This window comes from Caloramator proteoclasticus DSM 10124 (genome assembly GCF_900129265.1).
In the GTDB taxonomy this organism is placed as follows: Bacteria; Bacillota; Clostridia; order Clostridiales; family Caloramatoraceae; genus Thermobrachium; species Thermobrachium proteoclasticum.
This window is the reverse complement of the sequence record NZ_FQVG01000065.1, coordinates 1-12,590: the sequence shown is the minus strand read 5'-3', so window position 1 is coordinate 12,590 and position 12,590 is coordinate 1. Positions and strand designations below refer to the sequence as shown.

The 12,590-nt window shown below is 30.9% G+C and carries 10 protein-coding genes and 1 pseudogene; 4 read left to right on the top strand and 7 right to left on the bottom strand.

What is annotated here, in order from left to right; genetic code table 11:
- Together BUB63_RS11725 and BUB63_RS11720 are read left to right on the top strand one after the other, a co-directional pair.
- On the top strand, nt 1-145 hold a 145-nt coding region (locus BUB63_RS11725), incomplete at its 5' end, for a transposase (protein ID WP_200790257.1).
- A gap of 428 nt (nt 146-573) precedes the next feature.
- Nucleotides 574-1,629: a Gfo/Idh/MocA family oxidoreductase gene (locus tag BUB63_RS11720; RefSeq protein WP_073249964.1), complete on the top strand. Its 1,056-nt coding sequence runs from the start codon at nt 574-576 to the stop codon at nt 1,627-1,629.
- A 134-nt stretch (nt 1,630-1,763) separates the two neighbouring features.
- Here BUB63_RS11720 and BUB63_RS11715 read toward each other — a convergent pair whose 3' ends face one another.
- From BUB63_RS11715 to BUB63_RS11690, 5 genes and pseudogenes are all read right to left on the bottom strand, one after another.
- Complete coding sequence (locus BUB63_RS11715) at nt 1,764-3,008, bottom strand: FMN-binding protein (protein WP_073249962.1); 1,245 nt, start codon at nt 3,006-3,008, stop codon at nt 1,764-1,766.
- 10 nt (nt 3,009-3,018) lie between these two features.
- A pseudogene (locus BUB63_RS11705) lies at nt 3,019-3,903 on the bottom strand (FAD:protein FMN transferase).
- Nucleotides 3,904-4,174: 271 nt separating this feature from the next.
- The gene (locus tag BUB63_RS11700) at nt 4,175-5,830 is read right to left on the bottom strand and encodes a putative ABC transporter permease subunit (protein WP_073249958.1); all 1,656 of its coding nucleotides are present in this window, start codon (nt 5,828-5,830) and stop codon (nt 4,175-4,177) included.
- Nucleotides 5,823-6,548 carry an ABC transporter ATP-binding protein gene (locus BUB63_RS11695; RefSeq protein ID WP_073249956.1) on the bottom strand — a complete coding sequence of 242 codons (726 nt, stop codon included), beginning with the start codon at nt 6,546-6,548 and terminating at the stop codon, nt 5,823-5,825. Before BUB63_RS11695 ends, BUB63_RS11700 begins: the two co-directional genes overlap by 8 nt.
- A gap of 124 nt (nt 6,549-6,672) precedes the next feature.
- Nucleotides 6,673-7,923 (bottom strand): methyl-accepting chemotaxis protein, encoded by a 1,251-nt coding sequence (locus BUB63_RS11690; protein WP_073249954.1) that lies wholly within the window; start codon nt 7,921-7,923, stop codon nt 6,673-6,675.
- Between the two features lie 418 nt (nt 7,924-8,341).
- Between BUB63_RS11690 and BUB63_RS11685 the strand changes: the two genes are divergently transcribed.
- Nucleotides 8,342-9,628: an aminotransferase class V-fold PLP-dependent enzyme gene (locus BUB63_RS11685; protein WP_073249952.1), complete on the top strand. Its 1,287-nt coding sequence runs from the start codon at nt 8,342-8,344 to the stop codon at nt 9,626-9,628.
- 24 nt (nt 9,629-9,652) lie between these two features.
- Here the strand turns inward: BUB63_RS11685 and BUB63_RS11680 are convergent, their stop codons facing one another.
- On the bottom strand, nt 9,653-10,675 hold the full coding sequence (locus BUB63_RS11680) for a threonine aldolase family protein (protein WP_073249950.1): 1,023 nt from the start codon (nt 10,673-10,675) through the stop codon (nt 9,653-9,655).
- A gap of 129 nt (nt 10,676-10,804) precedes the next feature.
- Between BUB63_RS11680 and BUB63_RS11675 the strand changes: the two genes are divergently transcribed.
- On the top strand, nt 10,805-11,710 hold the full coding sequence (locus tag BUB63_RS11675) for a DMT family transporter (RefSeq protein WP_073249948.1): 906 nt from the start codon (nt 10,805-10,807) through the stop codon (nt 11,708-11,710).
- Between the two features lie 4 nt (nt 11,711-11,714).
- Here BUB63_RS11675 and BUB63_RS11670 read toward each other — a convergent pair whose 3' ends face one another.
- Nucleotides 11,715-12,179: a methylated-DNA--[protein]-cysteine S-methyltransferase gene (locus BUB63_RS11670; RefSeq protein ID WP_027308494.1), complete on the bottom strand. Its 465-nt coding sequence runs from the start codon at nt 12,177-12,179 to the stop codon at nt 11,715-11,717.
- Nucleotides 12,180-12,590 lie beyond the last annotated feature (411 nt).

Below are 12,590 nucleotides of genomic sequence, written 5' to 3'. Positions count from 1 at the left end.
AATAGATACAATAAGGCTTAAACTAATGAAAATAGCCTCAAGAATAGTAAGAAGTAGTCGCTACATAATATTTAAGCTTTGCAGTAGCTACGCATATAAAAATGATTTTTATGAGATTGTAGCAAATATTCACAAGTTAGAATGAAATTCTTTTATTATTGTTCTTTGATAAGTTCAAAAAGTAAAATTTTATACTATAGGTGAAATCTATTCTTCTTTAATGTAAATATCTGTAATTTATGAAAATTTTATTCATATAACAATTATACTAAGATTTCTTATAAATATTTTTCAGTTTAATTTTTGGTTGGTGAATAATTCAGGCTAAGATTTCTTATAAATATTTTTCAGTTTAATTTTTGGTTGGTGAATAATTCAGGTTTAATTTTTGCACTGCATTTTTTTATTGTTATTGACTTTAAAATAATATAAAATAATTTTAACAAATTAGTTGGTTAAATGTTTAATATAAGAGATTTATTACAAATTATAGTAAATAATTTTTCTCTAACCTCATCTAAATAAACTTATCCTTTATTTGCTTAAATATATAAATTATTTAGAGGTGATAAAATGAAAAATATAAATGTTGGACTTATTGGATTTGGCCTATCTGGGCAAGTGTTTCACGCACCCATTATAGACTGCACAGAAGGATATGTATTAAAAAAGATTTATACAACTAATGAAAAGAATATCGAAATTGCACAGGAAAAATACTCTGCAGAGGTTTGTAGTAATGTTGATGATATCTTAAATAGTGAGGACATAGATCTTGTTGTGGTTGCAACTCCAAATGAAAGCCATTATGAATATGCAAAGAGGGCTCTTTTAAAGGGAAAGCACGTTGTAGTTGAAAAACCCTTTACTGTCACAACAAAACAGGCTGAAGATTTGATTAAAATTTCAAAGGAACAATCTAAGGTTTTATCAGTTTACCAAAATAGACGATACGACAGTGACTTTAAAACAGTAAAGAAAATTATTGAAAGTGGTGTTTTAGGAAAGATTGTTGAATTTGAAGCACATTTTGATAGATTTAGAAATTATCCCAAAAATTATTGGAGAGAAGAGAATATTCCTGGCTCTGGAATACTATATGATTTAGGTTCACACCTTGTTGACCAAGCCTTATATCTTTTTGGAACACCCAATAAGTTTTTTGCCGATATAAGAAAACAGAGAAGCTTTGCAAAGGCAGATGATAACTTTGAACTCATTTTATTCTACGACAATTTAAAGGTTACACTTAAAGCTTCAATGCTTGTAAAAGAACCTCTACCTAAATACATAGTAACAGGAGAAAATGGAAACTTTGTGAAGTATGGAATGGATGTGCAAGAGGAACATTTAAGAAGGGGACTTACACCAAATACATACTCTCCTTGGGGGAAGGAGCCTGAAACTGCAAATGGAATCTTAAATATAAATCTAAATGGGATTGATATAAGGACAACTATACAAAGTGAATGTGGTGATTATAGGGAGTATTATAGAGAGTTATATAGTGCAATTGTAGAAGGCAAAAGAGTGCCTGTTACAGCAGAGGAGGCAAGAAATACAATATACATATTAGAAAGTGCCACCCAAGTGAATTGTGACATTATCCAATTTATTCCTTACAAATAATCTCGTAGATGTTTAGAAAAGTATTTCCTCAATTAATAGTATAATTAAAGCCACTTCTGGTTGTAATTTTTTAAAAAAGCCCCTAAAAGGACTAATTAGTCTCATTTATGGGGCTTTTATATTTTAATTTAATTCTATTTTTGCTCTGCCTGCTTTAGTGCCTCTGCTACTGCATTCATTATACCCACACTTGTTCTTGTTGCACCAGATACTGCATCTACATTTGTTGATTGTTTTTTAATTATTTCATCTGGAACAATTTTAAATGGTATTTCTGCATAGCTTGGCGTTTCATTATGGTCTACAATCTCAATTTTAGATATTTTTCCTCCACTTATTGTAACCTCAACAGTAAGACCTGGTTTAAAACCTATCGCTGAACCTATATACTTTCCATCCTTGTACTTTCCCTGTGTAACCTCAACATTCTGTACTCTCTGCTGTTCTTCTCCATCGCGTCTGTGTCTTCTCTTTCCATCTGGTTTTGGCATATGTTCACCTAAATTAATACCTCTATCCTTATCTTCCATCATCATTTTAAAATCTATAACTTTTTCTGCAAGGCCTTTAAGTCCTAAAAATGCTAAAACAAATACAACTATTATAATTATTTGATTAATTACCCTACCAAATATAGTTAATTTAGCGTTTCCTTTAGGACAAATCCCTACACAATTCATACACTCAATGCATTCTAAACTATCAACTCTGTTTACTTTATCCAAATTAATTCCCATTGGACAACTTCTTGTACAAGCATTGCAACCATTAATACATCCTGTTTTATCCTTTCTTATCTTTACTATTCTAAATACCTGTAGGATTGATAAAAATGCACCAAGAGGGCAAAGATATCTACAGAAAAATCTCTCTATAAATAATGCACCTACAAATATAAGCATTAGAACAATTAATGCTGTTACGCTTGCAAGCTGTGGTGGAAACTGAATGAGCTGTGCAAAAGCCTCCCAAGGATTTATACTGTTTAAACCACTTATTTCAAAGGTCCAAACTCCAACTATAATAAATAGTAAAACAGCGTATTTTATTAATTTTAAAAAACTATCTACTGATCTATTTACTTTAAACTTTATTTTAAAAACCCTTGATGAGAGTTTATAAAGTAGATCATTTATTGTTCCAAAGGCACACATATAGCCACAAAAGAATCTACCAAATATTATTGTTAAAAAAACTAAAATAAGTAATGGCAATGTTGTATTAACTAAAATATTAAAATTTATTTTACCTGAAATTATGGAAGTATAAATTTGCCTCATCTGTCCGAAAATCATCGTAAATAATCCTGGCATTAAAATTAAAAACAGAAGTTGTATAGCAAGCCTTAAGTATTTAGTTGATTTTTTTGTACTTAACATAAAAACCTCCTCATATTACAAATATTTTATAATCACAAATACAATTAAATCTATCATATAAAGATTTTGATATAAATATATCCTTTTCCTTTGTCACTATTATTCCTTCTAAATTAAAGTGACGAATCAACTTAACTCCTTCCTTCAATCCCTCAAGCAAAACAATTGTAGCAAAGGCATCTGCATCGATTGATGATTTTGAAACAATCGTAGCACTTGAAACTTCATTTTCAACAGGATAACCTGTGTGTTTATCTATTATATGGTGATATATTTTATCACCAATTTTAGTATACCTTTCATTAATTCCCTATGTTACAATGCTCTCATCTGTAGAACTTACTATCCCTAATATCTCTCCCCTATCTGAAAATGGATTTTGTATTCCTATCCTCCAATGCTTTCCTTTGTTTTTACCAATTGTATATATATTCCCTCCAAAATCAAGAAGGGCATTTTTAACTGAAAAGGCCTTTAAAATATCCTTCGATATATCCGTTGCATATCCCTTTGCTATTGCACCTAAATCCATCATCATATCTTCTCTTTTTAAAAATACAAAATCCTCTTTTATTACAACGTCCCTTGAATCTACTAAAGATTTTACATTTTCTATTTCTTCTTTAGTTGGAACTTCATTATTTTTTAGCTTTTTTTTCCAAAATAAGCTTAAAGGCCCTATTGTTATATCAAATTTATTGGATATTTTATTAAACTCAAGAGCTCTATTTATTACAAATTTAGTATCTTTACTTACTAAAACCTCTTTAATACCTGCATTTTTATTAATTAAGCCTACTTCACTATCGTCTCTAAAGGCTGACATTCTTTTGTCTATACTTAAAACTCTTCTAAAAATAAATTCTGATGCTATCCTACCACTAAAATTTTGCACATTAACATAGATATCACTGCCTAAAGCATATATACCTTTAATTGTTCACACCTCCTTATGAGTTAATTCTATTGTAACATCGTGACACTACAATGCAAATTTTATTAACAAAGTGTAAACAAAAGTGCCACCCAGGTGAAATGTGACATTATCCAATTTGTTCCATAATAACTTTAAATTTAACCCCCTAAAAAATAATAGGTTTCAATTTGGCTAATCTTAACCAAACTGAAACCTTTTTATAATGCTGAGTATTAAAATTTAATCTATACTACAATCTATTATAAAGCCTCTCTATATTTTTATTTAAATAGATATATGCACATAAAAGCAATATAATTGGTATAATGAAAAATGCCAATATTAAAATAGTTTGAGAAATGTTCTTCGTTATTAAATAGTTAATCCCTATTAAAGCAAAATTAATAAATATTATAAAAACAGCATTAACGTTCTGCTTCATTGGTTTTTGTGGATTATCCCATACTAACTTTGGCCAATTAAGCTCAAGTATTATTCCCACAAGGTATATAACAAAAAGATATAGGTTTCCTATCACAAACGAAAGAAAGATTATATAAAATGGAACATTTAAATATAAAAGTAGTACACCTACAATTATTGATGCAACAAATCCAAAGAAGGCACCGTGAATAAATTTTGCCTTTATAAGATCAACAGGCCTAATTGGAAGTGATTTTAAGACATATATACCACTGCCTTCCCTTGATATACAAGTTGATGTTATCGAAGTTGTCGAACCAACAAACATCATTAAACCTGTTGAAATAAGCAACATATATTTTATATTTTTAGATCCATTTATTAGGCTGTCTATTTGACCAAAACTTTGCTTATTTACTGTAAACATAATTACAAGTATAAGTGGAAGTAATAAAACTACAAAGGGGCCATTTAAAAAATATACAGGCTCTCTATTCATAAGTTTCATTTCCCTTGAGAATAAGGAACTTAATGGTCTTCTTTTCTTGAAAACTCTATCTAATTCTTCAGTTTTAATCTCTCTATTTTTCTTTGTAATCTCACTACTTCCAATAACACTTGAATAGTATAAATTTGAAGTAGAAAGTAGAAGTAAATATACAACTAAAATAGATAATAAAACAAATGCAAGTAAATACAAATTACCTGATAAACTTTTGTATTTTAGTATTCCATTGCTTATCCATATTGATGGGTAATAAATTCTTCCAACTATATCAATCAATCCATTTTCTCGCATCAAGCTTTTTATTAACTCCTCAGGTCCTGCATTAGTGTTGGCAAACTTATTTACTAATAACTGATATACCACAGCTATTAAAACTCCTAAAAGACCACCTAAAATCATAAAGAGGTCCTTTTTCTTTGTTAGGTTCCCATATCTCATTAAAGGTATTATTAAAAAGTAGCAAATTGAAAGTGGAATTAACGGAATAAATATTGTTGCAATTATAGATACTATATAAAACAAAATCCCTTCACCTGATTTAATTCCATAAACACCAACTCCAACTCCCATAAATACGAGTGTTACAATTAACTCTATAATATATGCATTTATAAATTTAGCAAATAGTAAATCCATCTTCTTTATTGGAAGTGCTAATATAATATCTCCCTCTTGATTATAAAAATAATTTGCTATAACCGTTAAAATACCAAACATAAGTGTTAATATTGAGGCGGATACTACAGCTAAAGTTATTACTGCTCCTTGTTGATTAATGGTTTTTAATAGATCATACATCTTAATGTTAAAATATAGATACATTCCAAACATACCACTTAAGGAAAAAAGAATTAATAATATAAGACCTATTGTCTTTGCAGCATTCTTTTTATTGTATTTTAAGTCCCTTATGAATTTACTTAAACCATATGAAGAATTTATATATATTTTCGCTAAATTTAATCCATTACTCATTTTCAATCAACTCCAAAAATATATTTTCTAAAGACTCATCATTCTTTCTTTCCTTTAATTCTTCAACTGTTCCTACAAATATTATTCGTCCGCCCTTTATAATCCCTATTCTATCACATACCTTTTCTGCAACCTCCATAACGTGGGTTGAAAAGAATACTGTTTTACCACTGTCTGCGTGTTGCCTCATCATCTTTTTTAGGGTAAAGGCGGATTTTGGGTCAAGCCCTACCATAGGTTCATCAAGTATCCAAACTGGTGGATTGTGCATTAGGGCCCCTATTAAAACTAATTTTTGCTTCATACCGTGGGAATAACTGCTTATACTCTCTTTAAGTGCAGATTTTATTTCAAATTCTTCAGCAAGCTCCATTATTTTTTCTGCTCTCTCTTTGCTATCCATCTCAAAAACATCCCCAATAAAATTTAAATACTCCAATCCTGTTAGCCTATTAAATATTTCTGGATTGTCTGGAACGTAGCCTATTTGCTTTTTTGCCTCAATAGGATTCTTATTTACATCTATTCCGTTTACCAATATACTGCCTTCATCCATATTAAGTATTCCTGTAATAAGTTTTATAGTTGTAGTTTTTCCTGCTCCATTTGGACCTAAAAATCCAAATATTTCTCCATCCCTGACCTCAAGGTTAATATTATCAAGTGCCTTAACTTTGTTTTTTCCATAGGTTTTAGATACATTTTGAATTGTAATCATATCAACACCTCTTTGAAATTTTTGTAATTAGACATTTATCTAAATATCTAATTATATTTTAACAAAGCCTATTTAAAAATTCAATAGAAAAAAATCGTTTTGGCAATACGCCAAAACGATTTTTTTACACAAGTCTATTTGCCATTTCTAAAAGCTCATTTGAAAGTCTCTTTGCATTTTCTGCTTGGTTTATATGTTCTCTTGACATTGCAGCCGCCTCTTCAGAATTTGCCATAGTCTCCTGTGAAACTGCTGCTATGTTCTCTCCTGCATTTGCTATTCTATTCATTCCTGCTATTACATTTTCCATCATCCTATTTAGCATATCTGTCTTTTCTTTAATGTCAGCTACATTTAGATTAATCCTTCCAAACATACTGCTTACTTCTTCAACAAGCTTTTGTTGCTTTTCATTTATTCTTATAAGCTCTGCAACTGCCTTTACTGATGTTATTGTCTCATTTTGTAGTTCACTTATTATGTTTGCTATATTATCTGAATTATTCTTGCTCTCAAGTGCAAGCTTTTTAATTTCATCTGCAACTACTGCAAATCCACGTCCTGCTTCTCCAACTCTTGCCGCCTCTATTGCTGCATTTAATGCAAGAAGATTTGTCTGCTCTGCTATCTGTGCAATAACACCTGTTATATTTACAATATCATCGGACTTTGTCTTAAGAGAATCCATTGTATGGCTTACACTATCATTTTTATCTTTAACTTCCTCTGCCATATTTGATAGATCATTAATAATAGCTTGTCCATTTTGTACTATTTTAGTTGTTGCCTCCGTTGCCTCCTTTATCTCTGCTGAAGCCCTTGATGTTTTTTCTACTTCTTCTCTTATAGATTCTATTGCATTATTTGAATCTTGTATTTCCTCTGCAGTATTTGATGCACCGTGGGCTATTTCCTCTACTGCATTTGAAAAGGCCATAGTGGAAGATGCTATTTCATCAATTATGCTATTTAATTCATTTGAATTGCTCTTTACTAAATTTGCGATTTCAATTAAATTTTCCATCGCTCTTCTTGCATCTTTTTCTTTATTTTCAAGTTCAATTAAATTATTCATAGTTTGCTTTCTTAGGTTTCTTGTTACTCTAACTATAGTAAATGTTGCTGGAATATACATAAATACAGTTCCTGCCATAAGTGTATAGTTTGAAGTATCAAGGCTTGTTGTTGCACCTGCATTAATTCTTAAAAATATAAATAATCCAATTGTAATAAAGGCAACCGTGTTTTGAATCGTTGTTAGCACCCAATCTGCATAAAGTGTATATGTAACAGCATATGGGAAAAAGAATATAAAAGTCATTGCCTTATCTGCAGTTAATAGTGTTACAACATATGCAATACCATAGCTTATCATTAAAATCCATTTGATTTTTGTAGAATCCTTTTTCTTAAAATATAAAACATATGAGGCTACAAGTCCAATAAAAGTAATTGATAAAATCGCAGCTATAAACGGAAGAGTCCTGTTTCCCTTAATATACTCTCCAGTAAAGCCCAATGCAAAGATAACAAAAATTAATACGTGGATTTATAAAACTCTTTTGTTAATCATTTTAATTTCTCTTTCGATAATACCCATCTACCTTTCCCCTTTCTTAAACTGAATAGTCTAATTATTATATCGTATGAAATTTGGGAAACTTTACACTTCACTTGATATTCTCAATAAGTAAATTATATAATTGATTTCTACCCACAAAATGGTAATTTCACATTTCACATGGGTGGCACTCCTTGAATAATATAGTATAGAAAACAAAGGGGTGATTTTTATGGATTCCTTTAGAGATCTTGTTGTTGGGGTTGAGAGTTTTGTTCCATTAAAGGATGGCAGTTTTATTAAATATATAAATTTTGATAATGCAGCAACAACACCTCCCTTTAAAAATGTAATGTGGTTCATAAATTACTTTTCAGAATACTACTCTTCTATTCATCGAGGTGAAGGTTACAAATCAAGAGTATCAACGGAAATATATGAATCAGCAAGAGAAGATATTATAAACTTTATTGGTGGTAGTAAAGAGGATACTGTTATCTTTGTAAAAAACACCACCGAAGCAATAAACAAACTCTCCTTTAAGATATGTAGCCAATATCCAAATTGTGTTGTTTTAACAACTGAAATGGAACACCACTCTAATTTACTCCCCTGGAGGTTTAGGTTCCATATTGATACTGTAAGGACAGATTCTTGTGGAAGAATTGACCTTGAAAACCTTGAAAAAAAATTAAAAAGTTATTATGGTATGGTTAAGCTTGTTGCAATAACCTATGCTTCTAATGTAACTGGCTACATTAATCCTGTCCACGAAATTGCTGCACTATGTCATAAATATGGTGCTAAAATATTTGTAGACTGTGCACAGATTATAGCCCATAAGAAAATATCTATGAAAAATGAGGATGAACGTAAGAATTTAGACTTTATTGCCTTCTCTGCCCATAAAATGTATGCTCCCTTTGGTATTGGCGTTTTAGTTGGGGATAAAAACAGTTTAAGTTCAGGAATCCCAGATATAAAGGGAGGAGGAACTGTAAAGGTTGTAACCGACGATTTTGTTGTTTGGGATGACCTGCCCCACAAAGAGGAGGGGGGTACTCCTAATGTTATGGGTGTTGCTGCATTAATTTCCGCTATTAATACTCTAAATTATATTGGACTTGATAAAGTAGAGGAATATGAAAAAAGACTTTTAAAATATGCTTCTGAAGCTTTAAAGGATGTAAAAGATATAAGGTTCTACTGTGATGGAATAGAAGATAAAGTTGCCATTATTCCTTTTAATATTGAGGGAGTAAATCACAACGATGTCGCAAGAATACTTTCTGAGGAATACGGAATAGGCGTTAGAAATGGGTGCTTCTGTGCACAGCCGTATGTTCATAAGCTTTTAAATTTAAATAGAAGCGATATTAAAAATATAATTAGAGATAGTGATATAACTAAAAGACCTGGGCTTGTGAGATTAAGCTTTGCACTCTACAACACCTTTGAGGAAATAGATAGACTAAAGTTTGCACTTGAGGAGATAGTTAAAAAGTATTCATCAATATGAAGGGGCGGCAAAATGCCGCCCCTTTTATTTAATAATTTTTTTAATATCCTCTACAAACTCATCTATCTCTTCCTTTGTTGTATCAAAGGATGTCATCCATCTAACCTCATTTTTATCTTCATTCCATATATAGAAGTAGTATTTTTCTAAAAGCTTATCTATTACCTCTCTTGGTAGGGAAGCAAAAATAGCATTTGCCTCAACCCTCTGTGTAATTGCTATATTTGGTATTTCCCTTAATCTAACTTCAAGATATTTTGCCATTTCATTTGCATTCTTTGCATTTTTTATATACAACTCATCACTTAAAAGAGTCTCAAACTGTACTGATATATATCTCATTTTTGAATGGAGCTGCATATACTGCTTTCTTCTATATTTAAATCCCTCAGATAATTTTTTATTAAAAAATAATACCGCCTCTCCAAACATCATCCCATTTTTAGTTCCTCCAAAGGATAAAACATCTACACCTGCATCCTTTGTAAACTCTTTTACATCTAAATTTAAACAGCAGGCTGCATTTGCAATTCTTGCACCATCCATATGCAAATACATATTGTTCTTATGGGCAAAATCTGCAATATCCTTTATTTCTTCCTTTGTATAAACAGTTCCTAACTCTGTTGATTGGGTAATTGATATAACCTTGGGCTGTGAATGGTGCTCTATACCTATCGCAAATAGGTATTTACTTATATCTTCAGTCTTTATTTTTCCATCACTACTTGGAATTGAAATTATTTTACAACCAATGTTTTTTTCTGGTGCTCCACATTCATCTGTATTTATATGTGCCCATTCTGAGCATATTATTGCATTATATGTATTTATCATCGATGAAAGTCCTAATACATTTGCTGCAGTACCGTTATATACAAAATATACATCAATATCTTCACCAAATAGCTCTTTAAATTTATTTTCAGCCCTCAATGTGTATTCATCATATCCATAGGACTTTGCGTTATCAAGATTTGCATTAACGATACTCTCCATTATTTTAGGATGTACTCTTGATGTATTATCGCTGGCAAAACTTTTCATACTATCCCCCCAATTTTGTTATACTATATCTATTTTAGCATACATTTATATTATTATACTATTTTTTATTTAACACTTTACCTTTAAAAGCTAACTCTGTTAAAATAGCACTATAAGGGGGGATTGATAATGGACAAAGAAAAGAAACAGGATTTATTTGCAATGTCAATATTACTTATAACCTCAGTTATATGGGGTGGTGGATTTGTTGCAACCAGAAATGGACTTGACCATATAAAACCATTTTATTTACAGTTTTTAAGGTTTTCAATAGCCTTTCTTCTACTATCATCTATATTTTTTAAGAAGTTAAAAAATATAACAAAAGAAGATTTAAAGGGAGGTCTTATTGTAGGCATTTTTCTTTTTACTGCCTTCTCAAGCCAAACAATAGGGCTTCAGTATACAACCCCATCCAAGCAAGCCTTCTTAACTGGAACAAATGTAGTTATGGTACCTTTTTTATATTGGTTTGTGTTTAAGAAGAAACCTGATATATTTTCATATATAGGTGTTTTTTTAAGTTTTATAGGAATATCAGTGCTTACCTACGAAGGTGGAGTAGGTATAAACTTAAATTTAGGAGATATGTTAACCCTGTTGTGTGCTCTCTTATATGCTGCCCATATAGTTGCAACTGGCCACTTTGCTAAAAATATCGATCCAGTTATATTATCTATAATTCAATTTGGATTAACAGCTGTACTTTCATTGATATTTGCTCTAATTTTTGAACCAGTACCTACAGTATATAACAAAATCACCGTATTCTCTGTTTTATACCTTGGAGTGTTTAGCTCCTGCATTGCATTTTTGTTTCAAACAATAGGGCAGAAATATACATCCTCCACCAAAACTGCTATCATATTAAGCACAGAATCTGTATTTGGAACTATATTTTCAGTTATACTACTACACGATAAATTTACCCTTAATATGTTTATTGGCTGTATGCTTATTTTTATATCCATATTAGCTGTTGAAACAAAATTTGGGTTAAAAATAGAGCCTAAAGGAGAAACAGCAAGTGAATAAGCCTTCACTTGCTGTTTCTTTCTTCGTGCTCAAGTAGCCACTTTTTCCTCCAAAGACCTCCAGCATATCCTGTTAAAGAGCCATCCTTGCCAACCACCCTATGGCAGGGTATTATTATTGCAATTTTATTTTTATTGTTTGCACCACCAACTGCCCTAACAGCCTTTTCATTTCCAATAGCAACCGCAATATCCTTATAGCTTCTAACCTGTCCATAGGGTATCCTTTTTAATTCTTGCCAAACCTTCTTCTGAAAATCTGTTCCATTTATCTCAATATTAACGTCAAACTCTTTTCTTATTCCCTTAAAATACTCATCAAGCTGAATTTTACATTGTCTAATCACATCATTCTCACTTTCCTTTGACCTTTTATATACAAAATCAAGGGCGACTATTGCCTCTTCATTTGCAACAATCTTAATAAGCCCTATTGGTGAATCGTAGAAAGATATGTAGAATGAACCCAACAATTTACACCCCCATTTTTCAAAAGTGCCACCCAAGTGAAATGTGAAATTATCATTTAATGGCAATTTCACATTTCACCTCTACAGAAGTTTCGCAGATTAAAAAATAAATAGGGCGTAGCCCCTTGATATGTAATGGTTTAGATGAATAATAATTGAAATATGTAAATTCCGATTTTTACTGGAAAAAATTTAGGGTTTAAAAATGAAAACATCCTTTCTATAATGAATTTTGCTACAAACCCAATAGAAAGGATGTTTTGAGATGAACAAGCGTTATTTAAAACAAATGCTCACCTACTTCTCTAAGGTATACCATCTTGGAGAAAAAATCAAGGGGTTAAAAGATGGAAGAATAAATCCTCAAATTGAAACTTCAACTATTTCATTTATAGTTCTGTTCACATTTAT